This is a genomic window from Neohoeflea coraliihabitans, assembly GCF_019334345.1.
Lineage (GTDB): Bacteria > Pseudomonadota > Alphaproteobacteria > Rhizobiales > Rhizobiaceae > Pseudohoeflea > Pseudohoeflea coraliihabitans.
Map to the genome: position 1 here is coordinate 43328 of NZ_JAHWQX010000005.1, position 19538 is coordinate 62865.

Consider the following 19538-nt stretch of genomic DNA (forward strand, 5'->3'; position numbering starts at 1 on the left):
CCGATGTCTGGAACGGCCAAGATTTCAGCGGCGCCGACCTCCCTGCCGGCCGGCGCGATCGCTGCTTCGCTCAGGAACGCCTGTGTCAAGTTCGGGTCGTTCACGGCAATTGACGGCATATCGATCGATATCGAGGAAGGCCAGTTCTACACGATCCTCGGGCCATCCGGCTGCGGCAAGTCGACCATGCTGCGGCTGGTGTCGGATCTGATCCCCGCCGCTTCCGGCGATGTGACGATCTTCGGCAAATCGACGGAAGAGGCACGGCTTGCCCGGGAGTTCGCGTTCGTCTTTCAGGATGCGACCTTGCTTCCCTGGCGGTCCGCTCTGAAGAACGTGGAACTGCCGCTCGAGATCGGTCGCCGGCGCGGTGTGCCCATTCCGGTCGGCGACAAGACGCCACGCGAGCTGCTTGACCTGGTTGGGCTGAGCGGCCGTGAGGACGCCCTGCCGCATGAATTGTCCGGTGGCATGCGACAGCGGGTCGCCATCGCGCGGGCCCTGGTGTGTCATCCGAAACTGTTGCTGATGGACGAGCCATTCGGGGCGCTCGACGAGATGACGCGCGATCATCTCAACTTGCAGCTGCTGCGGATCTGGAAAGAAACCGGCGTGACGATCCTGTTTGTCACCCACTCCATTCCGGAGGCGGTGTTTCTCGGCCAGAAGGTTCTGATGCTGCAGGCGCACCCCGGCCGTCTGCGCGAAGTCGTCGATATCGACCTGCCCAGTCCGCGCACCATCGAACAGCGCGATACGCCGGAATTTACCCGCTACTCCGCATATTTGCGCAAGCTGTTAGAGACGTGCTGATGACTGCCGTGGACAACATTCCGACCGCCGAGGAGCCGATAGGTTCTGAACGCATGGAGGCGCGCCGCACCAGATCGGTGGCGATCGCTATCCCCGTGATGACGGCAGCAGCACTGATCGCGTTGTGGCAGATCGGGGTGAAGCTTTTTGACGTGCCGACCTATATCGCGCCCGCGCCGTCGGATATTGCCTACACCCTGGTGGACAAGTTCCCGATTCTGCTGATGAATTTCTGGCCGACATTCTATGAGAGCGTGCTCGGCTTTTTTGTCGGCAATATTGCCGCCATTCTCATCGCCGTTGCGTTCGTTCACAGCCGCATGGTCGAGCGTGCGTTTTTCCCGATCGCGGTTTTCATAAATACGATCCCGATCCTGGCGATCGCACCGATCCTGGTGCTTATTTTCGGGCCCGGCCTGACCGCAAAGGTGGTGATCGCGGCATTAATCTGCTTCTTCCCGACCCTGGTCAACATGGTGCGCGGCCTGCAAGCGGTAAGTCCGCAGGCTTTGGAGCTGGCGCGGATCCTGTCCGCTTCGAAAGCCGAGATCTTCTGGAAGATCCGGCTGCCATCCTCGCTGCCATTCCTGTTTTCCGCGCTGAAGATCGCAGCGACGACCTGTGTCATTGGCGCGATTGTCGGAGAATGGGTCGGGGCGGATGTTGGGCTTGGCGCATTGATCATCGATGCGACCTTCAACTTCAATTCACCGCTGCTCTACGCAACGGTCTTCATGTCGTCCGGTCTTTCCGTCGTGTTGTTCGCAACCGTTTCGACGATCGAGAGGCTGGTGGTGCGCTGGTAAGCGTAACACTTTGATTTAAATTAGGAAAATGCGCCTCATGAGCCAAGCGGCCTGGTGGCGCAACAGAAGGAGTATGCGGCAGTGAGCGCTCAGCAGAAAGATCACATCAGTTCCCGCAGCGAACAGGTGCCGGTCGTGGCGGATACCGACGTCGTCGTCATCGGCGCGGGCCCTGCCGGTGTGTCCGCTGCGGTGTCAGCGGCGCGCAACGGAGCCTCGGTAACGTTGCTGGAACGCTATCACCATCTCGGTGGCATGGCATCGGGCGGCATGGTCCTCGTGCTTGACGACATGGTCAACGAGGGCAATGAAATTGTCACCACCGGTATCGTCAGCGAATATGTTGACCGGATGGTCAAACAAGACGGCGCGGTCTATCCGCCTCCAGCGGATTGCCAGACCAACTGGGAGATGTGGCAGAAGTGGTCGCGCTGGGGCTGCATTGACTTCCACAAGACCGGTATGCCGCAACCGATCATTCATGCCGTCGCCTTCGATCCGGACGCGTGGAAACGGGTGAGTCTCGATCTGGTGCGCGAGGCGGGCGTGAACTTGCGGCTGCACTCGTGGTTTTCCGAAGCTCTTGTCGAGGACAACCGGGTGACCGGAGTGATCTGCCAAACCAAGGTCGGACGGCAGGCTATCCGGGCCAGGATGGTTGTCGATGCGAGTGGCGACCTCGATGTTGCCGCCTCCGCCGGCGCCCGTTTCGTCGACGGACAATACATCGTCACGACGGTTTTCCGGCTCTGCGATGTGGACACAGAGAAGGCCGAGGCGTTCGAATACGCCCATCCCGAAGAGTACAAGAAGCTCGATCGGCAGGCGCGCCGGGTCATCGGTGGAGCCTGGGGGATGTGGTGGCTGAAGACGCCGCTTCCCGGGGTCGTGTGGTGCAACTGCCCGCACATGCCCGGCTATGACGGTCTGTCGCCCGAAGACATGGTTGCGGCGGAATACGAAGGGCGCGAGCGCATGATGAAGCTGCTCGCCTTTGCCCGCGCCAATCTGCCGGGTTTCGAGAATGCGAAAATGCTCGGGGCCGCCGAGCAGATGGGTATCCGTCAGACGCGTTTGCTGCAGGGCGAATATGTGGTGACGAAGGACGACGTGAAAAGCCGCCGTCATTTCGCCGACAGCGTCTGCCGGGGGCGGGATTACTATACGCCCTATCGTGCTCTTTTGCCCAAAGGCATCGACAATCTGATTGTCGCCGGGCGCCATTATTCGGTTGAGAGCGAGGCGCAGAAGATGTCGCGCGAAATTCCGCCCTGCATGTCGCAGGGCGAGGCCGCCGGCGTCGCCGTGGCGCTGGCGCTGCATCAGAACAAGGCGCTGCGGGACGTCGATCCGCGACAGATCCAGAAACAGATGCGCGCCCAGGGCGCCGATCCCGGCGATGTTCCCTCGCCCAATGCGCTGGTCGAGAGATCGTCGCCAGCCGCAGAAAAACAGGACGCATAGGAGATGGCGATGCCGCAGAATACACTTCCCCTCGACGGTATCCGGGTCCTTGATTTCACCCAGGTCATGCTCGGTCCCTGCGCCACCCAGATGCTCGCCGACTTCGGCGCCGATGTCATCAAGGTCGAACGGCCGGGCGCGGGAGATCTGTCACGCAGCTTTTACGGCGAAACAAGCGAGGAGGCGCTGAACAACGCCGTGTTTGCCTCGCTCAATCGCAACAAGCGATCCGTGGAAATCGACACGAAATCGGCCGATGGCAAGGCGATGGTCTATGAGCTGGTGCGCCAGTCGGATGTGGTGGTCGATAATTTTCGGGCGGGCGTCATGGACCGGCTGGGTTTTGGCTACGACGAATTGAAAAAGATCAATCCGGGGATCATCTGCGCCTCCGGCACCGGGTTCGGAGCCACGGGCCCCTATGCCCACAAGGGGGGGCAGGACGTGCTCGCCCAGGCCATGAGCGGCGTGATGGAAAAAACCGCCGACCCGTCGATCCCGAAATCGATCTATCCGACAACATTGTGCGACTATACGGCAGGCATGCATCTGGTGCAGGGCGTGCTGGCGGCGCTGCTTGCGCGCGAGAAGACGGGGCACGGCCAGAAGGTCAGCGTTTCGCTCTACGATTCGATGATCGCCATGCAGATGCAGGAGGCTGCACAATGGAACAAGCATGGCGAAGTTCTCAACTGGGCGGCGATGCCGCTGACCGGTGTATTCGATACGACGGACGGGGCGCTCGTGGTTGTCGGCGCATTCAAGAAAAATCCGTTGCAGGATATCTGCACGGCACTCGGCATCGAGGACCTGTCCACCGACTATCCGGATCTGGCGAGCCAGCGAAAGAACAAGCCGTTCCTGCAGAATGTATTCCGCGAGCGCTTCGCAACGAACACGACGGCGCATTGGCTGGAGCGCCTTGAATCACGGGACCTGTTGTGCGCGCCGGTGCGGCCGCTCGGCGAGGCCCTGGACGATCCGCAGACGGCGATCAACGAGATGCTCGTCAAGATCGACCATCCGGTACTCGGCGAGATCACGCTCGTCGGCTCACCCGTGCATCTGAGCGATGCACCGCTCAAGGTCCGCCACGTGCCGCCACGGCTTGGCGAGCATACGTCCGAGGTGATCGAAGAATTCGGCCTCGACAGACGAGAGAGAGCCGCGGGATGAGCGTCACATTTACCAGCAAAGATCATGTGGCGCGCGTTACGATCGACCGCCCGCAACGGATGAATGCCATCGATGCGGCAACTGCCGGCGAGCTGGAGACGATCTGGCAGAAGATCGAGGCCGATCCATCCGTGCGCTGCGTCGTGTTGACCGGCGCGGGGGATCGCGCCTTTTCCGCCGGCGCCGATCTGAAGGACGAGACCGGGGTGAGCGGACTCGATTACTGGGCGGCGGCCAACCCGGAAGGCTTCGGCGCCATCGCGTTCCGGCGCTCGCTGAAGGTTCCGGTCATCGCCCGGGTCAACGGCGTGGCGCTTGGCGGCGGCATGGAGATGGTGCTCGGCTGCGATATCGTCATTGCCGCCGAAAGCGCCCGCTTCGGGCTGCCTGAGGCCAAGGTTGGCAACCTTCCCCTTGCCGGCGGCATGACCTTGCTGCAGCGTCTCATCCCCCGCAACATCGCGGTCGGATTGATGATGACAGGCCGCATGGCGTCGGCACAGGAAATGGCCCACTACGGCCTCGTCAATGCAGTCGTTCCGGCGGACGAACTGGACGCGGAAACCGACCGGTGGGTGGCCGATATCCTTGCATGCGCGCCGCTTTGCCTGCGCGCCATCAAGGCGACCGTGCGCGACACTGCCGAATTGCCGCCCGATCAGGCGCAGGCGATGCGCAGTCCGGATCTGATCGCCGCGCTCGTCTCCGACGATTCCCAGGAAGGGGTCCGCGCGTTCCGGGAAAAGCGGGCACCGGTCTGGCAGGGGAAGTGAACCGCCATGGCGCTGGTCATCACAGGCGAATGCATCGATGTGAAGGACGGCATCTGTACGACCGCGTGTCCCGTCGACTGCATTTATGAAGGCGAGCGGATGTTCTACATCCATCCAACTGAATGCATCGAATGCGGAATGTGCGAATCGATCTGCCCGGTCGATGCCATTCGGTACGAAGATGAAGTCGAGGACGCGGATGCAGAATTCGTGAAAATCAATGCCGAGGTCTTCATGGATGATGATGGTCAGATTTCGCAACCGGGCGGATGGAAGAAGCACTCGCCTCCCGTTCCGGATCATCCAATTGTCCGGACATTCAAGGGCCGTGAGCCTGAAACGCAAGATCAATAGGAGAAAATGATGGAGGGTATCGTTGCCGCCGTGCCGACGCCGGTAGACGCGCAAGGGGTGCCGCAGCGCGATCTGTTCATCGAGCATTGTCGATGGGCGCTCGGCAATGGCTGCAATGCGCTGAACATTCTCGGATCGACCGGCGAAGCGAATTCGTTGAGGACGGAAGATCGCATGCGCGTCATGGGCTGGGCGGCTGAAACGCTGGATCGCACGCGCCTGATGGTCGGAACCGGCACACCCTCACTCGCAGAGACGATCAGCCTGACGCAATGCGCCGCCGAAAACGGCTACCGGGTCGCTCTGGTGCTCCCGCCCTATTATTACAAGCCGGTGACGGATGACGGGCTTTTCCGATGGTATGCCGCCTTGCATGACGCACTCGGCGCGGCAAAGATCGGCATCTATTTCTACAATTTTCCGCAGATGACCGGGCTCAAGCTCTCGGTCTCGCTGATCGAGAGGCTGCATTTGGCATATCCGCACAGATTTGCCGGCATCAAGGATTCCTCCGGCGATCTCGCCTATTGCCGCGAGATCGTCTCGCGCCTGCCGGGTTTCAAAGTCTTTCCAAGCTCCGAAACCTCGCTGTCCGAGGCCGCGCAATCCGGCTTTGCCGGCTGTATCTCCGCGACGGTCAATCAGAGTGCGCCGCTTTGCGCTGAGCTGTGGGCGCGCCGGTCACAGCCGGACAGCGCTCTCGTTGAGGCGGTCGGCGCGATGCGAACAGCAATCAGCAGCCAGCCGCTGATTCCCTCAGTCAAATATCTGGTCGGGCGCCGCACCGGCGAAGAAAGCTGGAGCAATGTCGTGCCGCCCTTCGTGGCACTCGACGATGGCGTGAAAGCAGCCCTTGATGCCATCGACCTCAACCCGGTGGCGTCAGCCGAATTCGCCGCAGCAACCTCAGAGAGAAGCAATGAACAAGCATGACAACCTGATCAACGGCAAGTGGGTCAGCTTTGACAACTATCATGACAACGTCAATCCGTCGGACACCCATGATGTCATCGGTGTCTATTCCTACGGCAATGAGGACGCGGTGGCGACGGCAACCGAAGCCGCCGCGGCAGCTCGCGAGCAGTGGGCTGAAAGCACGCCGCAGGCCCGCCACGATCTTCTCGATGCCGTCGGCAATGCGCTTGCCGCCCGCCGTGAGGAAATCGGTCGACTGCTGTCGCGGGAAGAGGGCAAGACGCTTGCCGAAGGGATCGGCGAGACGATGCGCGCCTCCCAGGTCTTCAAGTTCTTTGCCGGCGAGGCCCTGCGGCAGGTCGGCGATCTGCAACCCTCGGTCCGGCCCGGCATCGATGTCGAGGTAACCCGCGAACCGGTCGGCATCGTCGGCATCATCACGCCGTGGAATTTCCCGATCGCCATTCCGGCCTGGAAGATTGCGCCGGCACTGGCCTATGGCAATTGTGTGGTCATGAAGCCCGCCGACCTGACGCCCGGCTGCACGCATGTCATTGCCGAGCTGCTGCACGAGAACGGCTGCCCGCCCGGCGTCTTCAATCTGGTCATGGGCCGCGGCTCCAGCGTTGGCGAGGCGATCGTGACCCATCCGGACATTGCGGCGGTTTCCTTCACCGGCTCCGTCAAAACCGGCAATCACATTGCCGAGGTGTGCGGCCGGATGAAGAAGAAAGTGCAGCTGGAAATGGGCGGCAAGAACCCGATGGTGGTTCTCAATGACGCAGATCTGTCACTGGCGGTGCCGGCCTGCCTGAATGGCACCTTCTTCTCCACCGGACAACGCTGCACCGCGTCGTCGCGGCTGATCGTCGAATCCGGCATTCACGACGATTTTGTCGCGGAACTGAGCGCGCAGATGCAAGCTCTGAAAGTCGGTGATGCGCTCGACAGCGGCACGCAGATCGGTCCGGTGGTCGATGAGCGTCAGTTGAAATCCAATCTCGAATATGTCGAACTGGCAAAAACCGAGGCCGCCGAGGTTATCGGCGGTGAACGGCTGGATCTCGACAAGCCGGGCTTTTACCAGGCGCCGGCTCTGTTCATCGGCACCGACAACGCAATGCGCATCAATCGTGAAGAGATCTTCGGCCCGTGTGGCTCCGTGATCAAGGTCGATGATCTCGAGAACGCGATCGCCGTCGCCAATGATACGGATTTCGGATTGTCCGCCGGCATTTGCACCTCGAACCTCAAATCGGCGCGCGAATTCAAGCGTCGGGCGCAGGCCGGCATGGTCATGGTCAATCTGCCGACCGCCGGCGTTGACTATCACGTGCCTTTCGGCGGTCGAAAGGCCTCCTCGTTCGGCCCACGCGAGCAGGGCCGCTATGCGGTCGAGTTCTACACGACCGTCAAGACCGCCTATGTGCTTGCAGGTTGACGATGGCAGAAGAAGCTGAATGGCACGCCCGCTTTCTCGGACTGGCCGATACCGTTTCGGGCTGGTCCGAGGATCGCGATTTCAAGGTCGGCGCCGTCATTGTCGGCCCGCATCACGAGATTCGTGCCACCGGATATAACGGGCTGCCGCGGCGCGTTTCTGCCACCGACGAGGCGCGCTTTGACCGCAAGAGCGGCGAGAAGTTCTTCTGGATCGAGCATGCCGAACGCAATGCGATTTACAATGCTGCACGCGTCGGCGCGACCCTTGATGGCTGCACCATCTACATCAACCGCTACCCCTGTGCCGACTGTGCCCGGGCGATCATACAGTGCGGCATCCGCATGGTGGTCTGCCCGCCGAAGCCGGAATTCGACGGAGCACTCGACCACTCTTTCGCGGTTTCCGAGATCATGCTGACGGAGGCCGGGATCGTCTGCGTGAACCCCTAGGACATATGCGATCCAGGGTTGTCCGTATGGTGCGGCACGACATGGCGCTTCCAGCTGCTGCGCCCGCCCGGGATTTCGGTGCGCGGCATGCGCGGAGGGTTCGCGACAGCTCGATCAGCGTCTGAAGGGCTCGAGCAAATCGGCGTATTCGGCATCGAACAAACTGATCTGCTGGGCTGAGAGAACCTGTTTCCACTGCGCGGAAGACGGATTTCTGATGTGCTCGCTGGCAAGGTTCCTCGCTGCATACTTGGTCGCCAGGCCCACCCAGATCTGCTTTTCTGTCTCGGACAAGTGATAGTGATCGGCTAAATCTGCAAAGGCGGAAGTTTCGTCTGCAAGGATCGCATCATAGGTTTTGATCATCAGATGTGGCGAGGTGGCAACCGTCCGCAACCATTGCCGCATCGCCTCGAAATGCGGCCGGCGCATCTCTATCTCCATATCCAGGCCTTCAGCGTCGGACAGGCGCTGGAAGCAGGTGGCGATCGATTCGCCCGGGCGCAAAAAACGCTTTGGCAAACGCAGATTTACCGTCGCAAGTGTCTCGTCGGTGGGATCGACAGCGCGGGACCACGCCTCGGCGCCCCTTTTGTGATAAAAATATCCGGAGACGACAAGATCTCGCGGATCCCGCAGGAACAGGGAGAAACGCGCGTGCGGGGTCTTTTTGCGGATTGCGTCCAGATCCATGCAGTGATTGTTGAGGCTGCGCATATCGAGCGCAGCTTCCTGCCTGAATGCCCGGTGAAAACTGTTAAAGTGCGTGTAAGTTCTGCCCGTCTCAGCTGCGAAATCTGCAGCGACCTTGCCGTAATAGACCGTGAGGTTCTTATGAAAAGAGAAATGGCAAATCTGCTGCGGGACACGTCTGCCGCGAACCAGCGAACGCAGGAGCGTGAGCATCCGGCCCCCCTATTCCCATTCAATAGTGCCGGGCGGCTTGGAGGTGACGTCGTAGACGACGCGGTTGATGCCCCGGACCTCGTTGATGATACGGGTGGCAGCGCGACCGAGGAAGTTCATGTCGTAGGGATAGAAATCGGCGGTCATGCCATCGACCGAGGTGACGGCACGCAGGGCGCAGACAAATTCATAGGTGCGGCCATCGCCCATGACGCCCACCGTCTGCACCGGCAGCAGTACGGCGAAAGCCTGCCAGATCTCGTCATATAGCCCGGCCTTGCGGATCTCATCGAGATAGATGGCATCGGCCTGCCGCAGGATGTCGAGCTTTTCGCGGGTGATGCCGCCGGGACAACGAATGGCGAGCCCAGGCCCGGGAAAGGGATGGCGGCCGATAAAACTGTCCGGCAGGCCGAGTTCGCGGCCAAGAGCACGCACCTCGTCCTTGAAAAGTTCGCGCAGCGGCTCGACGAGTTGCATGTTCATGCGCTCGGGCAAACCGCCGACATTATGATGCGACTTGATGGTGACGGAAGGTCCACCCGAGAAGGAGACGCTTTCGATGACGTCGGGATAAAGCGTACCCTGGGCCAGGAAATCGGCGCCGCCGAGCTTTTTCGCCTCTTCCTCGAAAACCTCGATGAACAGGCGACCGATGGTCTTGCGTTTGGTTTCCGGATCGGCCTCGCCCTCGAGAGCGCCGATGAAGCGATCGGACGCATCGACCAGCTTGAGCGACAGATTGTAATGCTGGCGGAACATGGCGGTGACGTCGGCCGCCTCATTCTGGCGCATGAGCCCGTGATCAACGAGAATGCAGGTCAGTTGGTCGCCGATCGCCTCGTGGATCAGCAGGGCCGCGACCGAGGAATCGACACCGCCGGAGAGCGCGCAGATGACCTTGCCATCACCGACCTGCTCACGAATCTTGTCGACCATCTCCTTGCGGTAGGCAGCCATCGTCCAGTCGGAATGCATCCCGGCGATCTTGTGCACGAAATTTTGCAACAGACGGGCGCCATCGGCGGTGTGCACCACTTCGGGGTGAAACATCGTCGTGTAATATTTGCGTGTCTCGTCAACGGCTATGGCACACGGCGCGTTGGGCGAGGTGCCGATCACTTCGAACCCTTCGGGCAGCCGGGTGACGCGGTCTCCATGGCTCATCCATACGGGGTAGCGGCCGCCCACCTCCCAGATCCCCTCGAACAAAGGACTTGCCTTGAGGATCTCAACATCGGCACGGCCGAATTCGCGGTGATGGCCGCCTTCGACACTGCCGCCAAGCTGGTGGCACAAGGTTTGCTGTCCATAGCAGATGGCAAGGATCGGCACGCCGGATGCGAATACCGCTTCCGGGGCGCGGGGCGAGCCGTCCTGTGGCACCGAGCCGGGGCCTCCGGAAAAGATCACGGCTTTCGGCTGCAGGCGCTTGAATGCCTCGTCGGCGAGCTGGAACGGAGCAATTTCCGAATAGACACCGGTCTCGCGGATACGCCGGGCGATCAACTGGGTGACCTGGCTGCCGAAGTCGATGATCAGCACGGATTCAGGGTGGGAGATTTCTAGCGTGTCGCTCATGGGAAGCGCTTACGCCAATGCGAAGCCTGATGCAATTGCCCTCGGGCGACGGCAAAGCGGTTTTTCCCGAGAGCTGGAACATAGTCGCCAAACCGGCGTTGAAGAAGGCAAGACGACCCGTCCCACCCCCAACTTCGGAGTGAACGACAATGACCATCAAAAACCTTTCGGATCTTTTTGAGCACACACTAAAAGACATCTATTTCGCCGAGAAATACATCCATAAAAGCCTGCCGAAGATGATCGAGAACAGCTCGAACTCGGCACTCAAATCGCTCTTCGAGCATCATCGCGAGGAAACGGCCGGACAGATCGAGCGTCTGGAAAAGGTTTTTGAAGTTATCGGCAAGGAAGCGGCCGGCGAAGAATGCCCGGCGATCGAAGGTATCGTTGAGGAAGCGGAAGAGCTGATCGGCGAAATCGAGGATGCGGAGACGAAGGACGCGGCCCTGATAGCCGCCGCCCAGGCCGTCGAACATTACGAGATCACCCGTTACGGCACGCTGCTGACCTGGGCAAACCAGCTCGGGCACCAGGAGGCCATCGGACTTCTGCGCGACACGATCGAGCAGGAGAAGAGCGCCGACGCCAAGCTGACGCGTCTGGCGGAAGACAAGCTCAACGAGAAAGCTGCCTGATCCTTTCCGGTGCAGCGCGCTTTTGACTCGGGCTTCGTCTGGCAAAGTCCCGCTCCGGCGGGACTTTGTTGCGACAGGGCCGCGTCAGTCGGAATCTGACCCAAACAACGCGCCGGTCACCAACGCGGATTTCAGCTGATCGACGACGGCCGCGAGATTGCGATCGACCACGTGCAGATAGCGCGACCAGTCATCGTAATGATGCAATTCGTCGGCGCCATCGGAAATGCCTCGCAAGCAGATCACCGGCGCATGCATGCGCATGCAGGCCCGCACCACGGCATAGCTCTCCATATCGACCATATCGGCATCGATCTGATCATAGGCGCCGCCGGAAATGACGGCGCCCCCGGTCGACAGTCGTGCTTGCGGCACGCCTTCGATCCGCAATGACAGCGGGACCTCGGCCGGCAGATCGAGAAATGGTGTACAGCCCTTTGCGAAGCCAAGAGATGACGCATCCATGTCGCGATAGGACACGGACGCGGCCTGATAGACTTTTCCCTGCTCGAGGCTTCGCGAACCGGCGGACCCCAGCGAGACTACGAGATGAGGCTTTTCAGCAATCAAAGCAGCGGTGGTGTTAATCGCTGATTCAACGGGGCCGACACCAACGAAGAGCGGCGCGATGAGCCGGCGGAGCGCCTCTCCGTACTCCGCATCCGCCGCCATGACGAACAACACCCGATACCCGCCAATATCTGCAGGCGGGGGGATGGCGGCAGCACTCATCCTGCCATGCCTTCGCGGCCACGGACGACCATCATCGTGGCGGTCATCGAAGCAATCAGCTTGGCCGGACCGTTGTCGAGGGCAAAGGCGCGCCCGTCACTGACTATGATCGTGTTGCCGGGCTTTGTGACCTCGCCGCGGAACAAAAAGCGCGTGCCGCGCCCCGGGGACAAGAGATTGATCTTGAATTCAATTGTCAGTACCGCCGCATCGGCTGGCATCACCGAAAGGGCGGCATAGCCACAGGCCGAATCGAGCGCCGTGGACAGAATGCCTGCATGCAGAAACCCATGTTGCTGGGTGAGCGCTTCAGAGAAAGGCATCTCAAGTTCGACGGTGCCGTATTCGATCGACGTCAACTCAGCACCTATCGTACGCATGGCGTTCTGACGGCTGTAGCTTTCCTCAACGCGCTGGCGGAACCGGCTGTCCGGTTTATCAATCATCACACGGCCTTCCCTGATGCCGCGTTTTCGCAGCCCAAAATTGCGTATCTCGTATAGCAGACGGCTGTGAGGCCTTGCGCAGGTTCGCTCCGTTCTAGCCGTTCAGACGCCAGATCGCAAAATTAAGTGCAGTGGCGAAGGCGATCCAAGCAAGATAGGGCAGAAACAACAGCGCTGAGGCGCGATCGCGCCGCCATGTCGCGCCGACGAAGAGGACGATCGCGATCAACAGCAAGACAATGATGAGCAATGCGAGATCGGGTCGGTGAGCGGAAAAGAACAAGGGCGACCAGAGAAAGTTCAGCCCCATCTGGGCCAGCCAGAGGCGCGAAGGGCTCCTCAGATCGCGCGCCCAGACACGCGCCCCGGCGATCCCGATCAAGACGTAGAGAAAGGTCCATACGGGGCCGAAAACCCACGCGGGCGGATTGAAAGCCGGCTTTTCCAATTGCTGGTACCAGGGGCCGGGCGCCGTGACAGTGCCGATCAGCAAGCCACCTCCAAGCGCGATGGCGAGAAAGACGAGCATGGTGCGCTTGGACACAGGCGATCTCCAGAGGTTGCGGTCCTTTGACAACGCCTGAGACGCGCTTCGGTTCGCGCTCAGGCACCGGCGCGCTGGAACTGCACGATATAAAAGCCATCCGTAGCGGTGCGGTGGGGCGAGAGCAGAAGATCTGCGGCCGTTGGACCTTCGGGAACCGGTGATCCTTCCGGAACAACAGAATGCCACTGGGCGGCACTGTCGCAGATTGTGAATTGCGGATGACGCGCGGCGAATGCAGCGGCGCGGTCGCCGTTTTCCGACGGCAGCACAGAGCAAGTGACATAGGTGAGCGTGCCACCCGGCCGGACATGCAGCGCTGCCGCATCAAGAACGGCATCCTGTTCCCCTTGGCGCTGCGCCAGGGTATCGGATGACAGCCGCCACTTGGCGTCGGGGCGACGGCGCCATGTTCCGGTGCCGGTGCAGGGCGCATCGACGAGAACCCGATCCATCCGCCCTTGCAGTGCGGCTAGCGCGTCCGCGTTCTCGACCAGCTGCACATTGCGTGCGCCAGCGCGCCGCAGACGTTCGACCATCGGCGCCATGCGATGGCGGTCGACGTCATAGGCGTGAATCTGGCCGCGATTGCGCATGGCGGCGGCCATCGCCAAGGTCTTGCCACCGGCGCCGGCGCAAAAATCGAGAATCTGTTCGCCAGCCTGCGCCCCGGTCATCGCCGCCGCCAGCTGCGAGCCTTCGTCCTGCACCTCGAACCACCCCTTGGCAAACGCCACTTCATTGGTGGCGGCGATCTGCCGGCGCGGTCCTTCCGGCGCTGGGATTCGGATGCCATGTGGGGCCAGCGCGGTTGCGCCGGCGGCCGGTGTGCGCAGAGATTTCAGGACCTTGTCACGGTTGGCCTTCAGGCCGTTGATGCGGAGATCGAGCGGCGCCCGCTCGGCAAGAGCCTGCAATTCGGCGATCCATGCGTCGCCGAACGCGCTTTTGCATTCCTCGACAACCCATTCGGGACAATCGGCGCGGATAAATTCGGGCGCTTCATCCAGATCGCGAGAGAGCTGGTCGTACAGTTGCTGTGGATCTCGCAATTCGGGGGCGAAACGATCGTCCCGCAATTCCTCGATCAGGGCATCGATCTGGTACCCCCATTGCCGCACGAGGGCGGCGACAACAAGATCGGCAGCCGCATCGCTGTCCATCAGCCAGGCGTGGGACTGTTTGCGGCGCAGGACGTCGAGAACAAGATTGCTGATTGCCGCCCGGTCGCCAGAGCCGGCAAAACGATGCGCCTGCCCCCAGTCACGCAGCGCTTCCGGGACAGGTCGGTGCCGGGTCTGGATATCGGCGAGGATCTCCGCTGCCGCTTGCATTCGTCCACCAAGCCGCATCTGCGCTCTCCTGTATCCCGTTTGGATGTGCCGGCCTGGCAGGCCATCACAGTCTCGTTGTTCGAGGCTCGGCGATACGATATCCGGGCGCCGCCGTCCACCGCCAGGGCAGGGAACTACGTCTCGACCGTCTCGCCTGACGGTTCGTCAAGTGCGGCCGCAAGCGACGGCGTCGCCGCCAGCAAGCTCCGGGTATAAGGATGCCTGGGGTTATGAAAGATGTCCTCGGTCGAGCCGTCTTCAACGATGCGTCCCGCCTGCATGACGAGGACGCGGTCTGTGATGGCGCGAACGACAGTCAGATCATGCGATATGAACAGATAGGACAGGCCGAGGCGGTCCGACAGGCCTGCGAGCAGATCGAGGATCTGGGCGCGGATCGAGACATCAAGTGCGGAAACCGCCTCGTCGAGCACGATCAGAGATGGTTCGATGATCAGCGCGCGGGCGATGGCGATGCGCTGGCGTTGGCCTCCGGAAAATTCATGTATGTATTTGTCCGCATCGCCGGCAGTGAGCCCGACATCCTCAAGCGCCTTGCCAATTCGGCGCTCGCGGTCGGCATCCTGCGGCGATTCGGGCATCAGAAAAAATGGCTCGCTGACCAGTCGGCGCACGCGATGGCGTGGGTTGAATGACCCATAAGGATCCTGAAAAACGACCTGGGCGGCGGCGCGCTGGCGAATGTCCGGGCCGGCACCTGCCGAAGAGAAAGCCTTGCCGTTCAAATGAATTTCGCCCGCCTGCACAGCTTCAAGAGCCAGAATGGCGCGTGCCAGGGTCGATTTTCCGCAACCGGACTCGCCAACCAGTCCGACATTCTCTCCGGCACGCACGGTCAGCGAGACGTGATCAACGGCGCGAAAAGGCGCCTGCGCCTGAAACAGATTCTTGCGCGGGCGTGGGTAATCGCGCACCACGTCCCTGACCTCGAGCACCGGCGTCGCCGCCGTTTCAATGCGCGGCTGGCGCTCGGGGACATGCGCTGAAGCTGTAAAAAGCGCCCTTGTATAGGGATGGCGCATCTGGCGAAAGAGCTGCCGGGTCGGCCCGGTCTCAACGACACGGCCCTTCTTCATGACCGCCACCTCGTCCGCCAGCCCGGCGACGACGGCAAGGTCATGGGTGATGAACATCATTCCCATGCCGTCCTCGCGCACCAGTTTCCGCAGCAGGTCGAGAATCTGGGCCTGGGTCGTCACATCGAGGGCGGTGGTCGGCTCGTCGGCGATCAACAGTTTCGGACGCAGCGCAATCGCCATGGCTATGGCGACGCGTTGGCGTTGGCCGCCGGACAGCTCATGCGGATAGCGGTCAGGCGCCACCCGGTCGGGTGGCAGTCCGACGCGCCCGAGAACCTCGATGGCGCGCGCATGCGCATGTCGACGACCGGCTTCCCCGTGGATGCGGACCACCTCGGCGACCTGATCGCCAATCGTATGGACCGGGTTGAGGGCGGTCATCGGTTCCTGAAAAATCATCGAGACATCGCGGCCGCGCATGGTGCACAGGGCCCGCTCAGACATTGCCCCCACATCATTGCCGGCCACCTCGATCGTACCGGTCCAGCGCGCCGCCCGCGGCAGAAGCTGCATGATCGCCAGCGCCGTCATCGACTTGCCGGACCCCGACTCGCCGACGATCCCGAGTATGTGCCCGGCGTCCAGGGTGAGATCAACATCCTCGAGTATCGGAATGCGGCCGATCTTCAGGTCGAGATTGCGCACAGACAGAACGCTCATGTGCGCGCTCTCCGAAGGCGCGGGTCGTGCAGGTCGCGCAGGCCGTCTCCGAGCAGATTGAGCCCGAGTACCGTCAAGACGATGGCGAGGCCGGGAAAGAGGGCCAGATGCGGCGCCAGGGAGATGAAGGTCTGAGCGTCGGCGAGCATCCGGCCCCAGGACGGCAGGGGAGGCTGGGCTCCAAGACCGACATAGGCCAGAGCCGCCTCGGCGAGCACAGCCAGCGAGAACTGGATCGTACCCTGAACGATCAGCAGGTTCATCAGATTCGGCAATATGTGCTCAACGGAAATGCGCGCCCTGCCCTTCCCGGCAACACGGGCAGCCAGCACGAACTCACGCGTCCAAAGCGACAAAGCGGCGCCGCGCGACAGGCGGGCGAAGACAGGGATATTGAAAATGCCGATAGCGATGATCGCATTGACGGCCCCGGGGCCGAACACGGCGGTGATCAGGATCGCCAGAAGCAGCGAGGGGAAGGCAAAGATCAGGTCATTGCCGCGCATGACCACCTCATCAAGCAGGCTGCCGCGATGGGCGGCTGCATACAGGCCGAGCGGCACGCCCAGAGATACGCCGATGCCGACGGCGATAATCGCCACGGCGATCGACACTCGCGCCCCGACCATCAGCATGGAAAATATATCGCGTCCGAAATGATCTGTCCCGAACCAGTGACCAGATGTGGGGGTCTGCAATTTCGCGGCGATGTCGAGACGGGTCGGGTCGTAGGGTGTCCAAAGATAGGAGAGCAGCGCAGCGCCGACGAACAAGAGCGTCAGCACCAGACCGGCAATAAAGGCCGGATGGCGCAAGGCGGCGCCGAGGAAATTGCCCTCGGCATTGCGGTCGGCGGGAGGTGCGCTCATCGCCGCTGCCTCCTGAGGCGCGGATCAGCAATGGCATAGGCGATGTCGACCAGGAAGGTGACGGCGACGACAGCAAAGACCAACAGGATGATCACCGAACGCACGACGATCAGGTCGCGCTGGCTGATGGCCTGAAAGACGAGGCGACCGAGGCCGGGAAGATAGAAGACATTTTCGATGATGATGCCGCCGGCGAGCAGGAACGAGAACTGCAGACCAACGATTGTCAGCACTGGGATCAGGGCGTTGCGCAGCGCGTGCCCCCAAAGGGCCTGGCTGCGGCTCAGCCCCTTGGCGCGGGCGGTGCGCACGAAATCCTCGTCCAGCGTGTCGAGCAGAGAGGAGCGCATCACGCGCGCCAGGATCGACGCCTGCGGCAGGGCCAGGGCAATGGCCGGCAAGGTCAGGGATTTGAGCGCCACCAGCACCCCGGCATCCCAGCCGGGAAAGCCGCCGGCGGAAAACCATTGCAGGGTGATCGCAAAAAGCAGCACCAACAGCATGGCGAACCAGAAATTGGGAACGGCGACGCCGAGCTGGGTGACACCCATGATGGCGATGTCTCCAGGCGCATTGCGGCGGGAAGCAGCGAAAACCCCCGCGGGAAAGGCGATCAGTGTCGACAAAGCCAAGGCGTAAAGGGTCAGGGGCAGCGATACGGCAATGCGATCGCCGACAAGTTCGGAGACCGGCACCCGGTAGGTGTAGGACTGGCCGAAGTCGCCTTGCAGCATTCCCACTATCCAATTCAGATAACGGAAAGCGACCGGCTGGTCGAGGCCGAGCTCGCTGCGCAAAGCGGCGATGGCGGCAGGATCGGCATTGATCCCCATCATGAAGGCGGCGGGATCGCCGGGAATAATCTCGGTGACCAGAAAGACGACAATGCTGGCCGCCAGAAGGGTCAGCGACAGCGAAAGCAACCGCCGGAGCAAATACAGGGTCATCGTTGCGGCCCGAGCGCGAGACGGATCAACCGGGCGCCCAAAGGCGCCCGGTCAAAATCATGCACCCTCAGTCTACCCAGTAAACCGCGGTCATGTCGTTGGCCTGGGTCGGCGCATTTGGCCACAGCCCCATGATCTTGGCATTGGCCACACCGGTTCGTGGCAGTTGGAAAAGATAGGCATTGACCGCGTCATCGGCGATCTTGCGCTGCGCCTTGCCCAGCAATTCGCTGCGATTGGCGGGATCCGTCGTCTTGTTCAACTCCTCGAGGATCGCCTTGAAGTCGGCATCCGCATACTGGAAGTAGTAGTCATCGCGCGCATAGATACCGATATCCATCGGCTCGGTGTGGGAGACGATGGTCAGATCGAAATTCTTGGCCTTGAACACGTCCTCGAGCCACTGGGCCCATTCGACATTGGTGATCTCGGCTGTGATGCCCACCTCTTTCAACTGGGCGGCAATGATCTCGCCACCACGGCGGGCATAGGCCGGCGGCGGCAGCTTGAGCGACAGTGTGAGATCTGACACGCCGGCCTCATCAAGCAGTTTGCGCGCCATCTCCGGGTCGTGCGCAGACTGCCCGGTCAGATCGACATAATCGGGATTATGCGGCGCAAAGTGGGTGCCGATCGGCGTACCATAGCCAAACAACGCACCGTCGATGATCGCCTGACGGTCGATCGCATGGCTGATCGCCTGGCGTATCTTGATGTCGTCCAGCGGTGCCTTCTTGTTGTTCATCGCCAGGATCGTCTCGCCTTCTGTCGAGCCGACGATCACCGTAAAGCGCGGGTCCGCCTTGAACTGTTCCAGATTTTCGGGCGCCGGAAAATTCGGATAGGCATCGACATCACCGGCCATGACGGCGGCAAAGGCGGCGGTCGGGTCCGGGATGAATTTGAAGGTCACCTTGTCAAGGCGAGGCGCTTCGCCCCAGTACTCGGCGTATTTCTCAAGTGCAACACTGTCGCCCTTGGTCCAGGTGGCGAAGGCGAAGGGTCCGGTGCCGACCGGATCTGTCGCAAGAGTATCCGCGGTTTCCGGAGCCACGATGACCGCGTCCCCCCAGGCCATGTTGAACAGGAACAGCCCGTTGGGCTGGGACAGCGTGATTTTGACGGTCTGCGCATCGACCGCCTCTACCGACTGAATGTCGGCGAACAATGCCTTTTGTGCATTGGTCGAGTCTTCGGCCCGGGCACGATCGATGGAGAATTTGACATCCTCGGCATCAAAGCTCGAGCCATCGTGGAAGGTGACACCGTCACGCAGATGGAACGTGTAGGTCAGGCCGTCCTCGGAAATATCCCAGGATTCTGCCAGGGCGGGCACCACTTCCCCGTCGGCTGTAAAGCGCGTCAGGCCTTCAAACACATTGGCATAAACCACTTCGTCGATGGCCGCCGCGGCGCCGCCGGTCGGGTCGAGATTCGGGGGCTCGAGCTGCATGCCGACGGTGATGTCGGTCTGCGCTGCCAAGGATGGCATCGTCGCCAGCCCGAGGATCAGCGCGACCGCCGAAACGGTGGCAGTGACGGTCTTGAAATTGGTCATGACTTTTCTCCCTGTCTTCGCCGCGTCAT

Annotated in this window: 20 protein-coding genes; 10 read left to right on the top strand and 10 right to left on the bottom strand. The window is 61.5% G+C overall.

What is annotated here, in order from left to right:
• Nucleotides 1-3: 3 nt before the first annotated feature.
• The 9 genes from KY465_RS17330 (at nucleotide 4) to KY465_RS17370 (ending at nucleotide 8194) form a co-directional block, all read left to right on the top strand.
• Nucleotides 4-813 carry an ABC transporter ATP-binding protein gene (locus tag KY465_RS17330; RefSeq protein ID WP_219203376.1) on the top strand — a complete coding sequence of 270 codons (810 nt, stop codon included), beginning with the start codon at nucleotides 4-6 and terminating at the stop codon, nucleotides 811-813.
• Nucleotides 814-866: 53 nt separating this feature from the next.
• Nucleotides 867-1619 carry an ABC transporter permease gene (locus tag KY465_RS17335; protein WP_255561811.1) on the top strand — a complete coding sequence of 251 codons (753 nt, stop codon included), beginning with the start codon at nucleotides 867-869 and terminating at the stop codon, nucleotides 1617-1619.
• An 81-nt stretch (nucleotides 1620-1700) separates the two neighbouring features.
• Nucleotides 1701-3083: an FAD-dependent oxidoreductase gene (locus KY465_RS17340; RefSeq protein ID WP_219203378.1), complete on the top strand. Its 1383-nt coding sequence runs from the start codon at nucleotides 1701-1703 to the stop codon at nucleotides 3081-3083.
• 9 nt (nucleotides 3084-3092) lie between these two features.
• Entirely contained in the window at nucleotides 3093-4259 is a 1167-nt protein-coding gene (locus KY465_RS17345) for a CaiB/BaiF CoA transferase family protein (protein WP_219203379.1), read from the top strand.
• A complete protein-coding gene (locus KY465_RS17350; protein ID WP_219203380.1) occupies nucleotides 4256-5032 on the top strand; it encodes an enoyl-CoA hydratase-related protein in 777 nt (258 codons plus the stop codon). Before KY465_RS17345 ends, KY465_RS17350 begins: the two co-directional genes overlap by 4 nt.
• A gap of 6 nt (nucleotides 5033-5038) precedes the next feature.
• A complete protein-coding gene (locus KY465_RS17355) occupies nucleotides 5039-5386 on the top strand; it encodes a 4Fe-4S dicluster domain-containing protein (RefSeq protein WP_219203381.1) in 348 nt (115 codons plus the stop codon).
• Nucleotides 5387-5395: 9 nt separating this feature from the next.
• Complete coding sequence (locus tag KY465_RS17360) at nucleotides 5396-6319, top strand: dihydrodipicolinate synthase family protein (protein ID WP_219203382.1); 924 nt, start codon at nucleotides 5396-5398, stop codon at nucleotides 6317-6319.
• On the top strand, nucleotides 6306-7742 hold the full coding sequence (locus tag KY465_RS17365) for an aldehyde dehydrogenase family protein (RefSeq protein ID WP_219203383.1): 1437 nt from the start codon (nucleotides 6306-6308) through the stop codon (nucleotides 7740-7742). The genes KY465_RS17360 and KY465_RS17365 overlap by 14 nt, the downstream gene beginning before the upstream one ends.
• A 2-nt stretch (nucleotides 7743-7744) precedes the next feature.
• On the top strand, nucleotides 7745-8194 hold the full coding sequence (locus KY465_RS17370) for a deoxycytidylate deaminase (RefSeq protein WP_219203384.1): 450 nt from the start codon (nucleotides 7745-7747) through the stop codon (nucleotides 8192-8194).
• A gap of 114 nt (nucleotides 8195-8308) precedes the next feature.
• Here the strand turns inward: KY465_RS17370 and KY465_RS17375 are convergent, their stop codons facing one another.
• Entirely contained in the window at nucleotides 8309-9100 is a 792-nt protein-coding gene (locus KY465_RS17375) for a hypothetical protein (RefSeq protein WP_219203385.1), read from the bottom strand.
• A 9-nt stretch (nucleotides 9101-9109) separates the two neighbouring features.
• Nucleotides 9110-10681: a glutamine-hydrolyzing GMP synthase gene (gene guaA / locus KY465_RS17380; RefSeq protein ID WP_219203386.1), complete on the bottom strand. Its 1572-nt coding sequence runs from the start codon at nucleotides 10679-10681 to the stop codon at nucleotides 9110-9112.
• Nucleotides 10682-10830: 149 nt separating this feature from the next.
• Between guaA and KY465_RS17385 the strand changes: the two genes are divergently transcribed.
• Nucleotides 10831-11319, top strand: a complete 489-nt coding sequence (locus KY465_RS17385; RefSeq protein ID WP_219203387.1) for a YciE/YciF ferroxidase family protein — start codon at nucleotides 10831-10833, stop codon at nucleotides 11317-11319.
• A gap of 84 nt (nucleotides 11320-11403) precedes the next feature.
• Here KY465_RS17385 and KY465_RS17390 read toward each other — a convergent pair whose 3' ends face one another.
• The 8 genes from KY465_RS17390 to KY465_RS17425 all read right to left on the bottom strand — a co-directional run bounded on the left by KY465_RS17390 (nucleotide 11404) and on the right by KY465_RS17425 (nucleotide 19509).
• Entirely contained in the window at nucleotides 11404-12051 is a 648-nt protein-coding gene (locus KY465_RS17390; RefSeq protein WP_219203388.1) for a 5'-methylthioadenosine/S-adenosylhomocysteine nucleosidase, read from the bottom strand.
• Entirely contained in the window at nucleotides 12048-12497 is a 450-nt protein-coding gene (locus tag KY465_RS17395; RefSeq protein WP_219203389.1) for a PaaI family thioesterase, read from the bottom strand. Before KY465_RS17395 ends, KY465_RS17390 begins: the two co-directional genes overlap by 4 nt.
• A 94-nt stretch (nucleotides 12498-12591) precedes the next feature.
• Complete coding sequence (locus KY465_RS17400) at nucleotides 12592-13041, bottom strand: TspO/MBR family protein (RefSeq protein ID WP_346432663.1); 450 nt, start codon at nucleotides 13039-13041, stop codon at nucleotides 12592-12594.
• Nucleotides 13042-13100: 59 nt separating this feature from the next.
• On the bottom strand, nucleotides 13101-14393 hold the full coding sequence (locus KY465_RS17405; protein ID WP_219203390.1) for an RsmB/NOP family class I SAM-dependent RNA methyltransferase: 1293 nt from the start codon (nucleotides 14391-14393) through the stop codon (nucleotides 13101-13103).
• A gap of 116 nt (nucleotides 14394-14509) precedes the next feature.
• Nucleotides 14510-16135: an ABC transporter ATP-binding protein gene (locus KY465_RS17410; protein ID WP_219203391.1), complete on the bottom strand. Its 1626-nt coding sequence runs from the start codon at nucleotides 16133-16135 to the stop codon at nucleotides 14510-14512.
• A complete protein-coding gene (locus KY465_RS17415) occupies nucleotides 16132-17004 on the bottom strand; it encodes an ABC transporter permease (RefSeq protein WP_219203392.1) in 873 nt (290 codons plus the stop codon). Before KY465_RS17415 ends, KY465_RS17410 begins: the two co-directional genes overlap by 4 nt.
• Nucleotides 17001-17951: an ABC transporter permease gene (locus KY465_RS17420; protein WP_219203393.1), complete on the bottom strand. Its 951-nt coding sequence runs from the start codon at nucleotides 17949-17951 to the stop codon at nucleotides 17001-17003. The genes KY465_RS17415 and KY465_RS17420 overlap by 4 nt, the downstream gene beginning before the upstream one ends.
• 67 nt (nucleotides 17952-18018) lie before the next feature.
• Nucleotides 18019-19509 carry an ABC transporter substrate-binding protein gene (locus KY465_RS17425; RefSeq protein ID WP_219203394.1) on the bottom strand — a complete coding sequence of 497 codons (1491 nt, stop codon included), beginning with the start codon at nucleotides 19507-19509 and terminating at the stop codon, nucleotides 18019-18021.
• Nucleotides 19510-19538 lie beyond the last annotated feature (29 nt).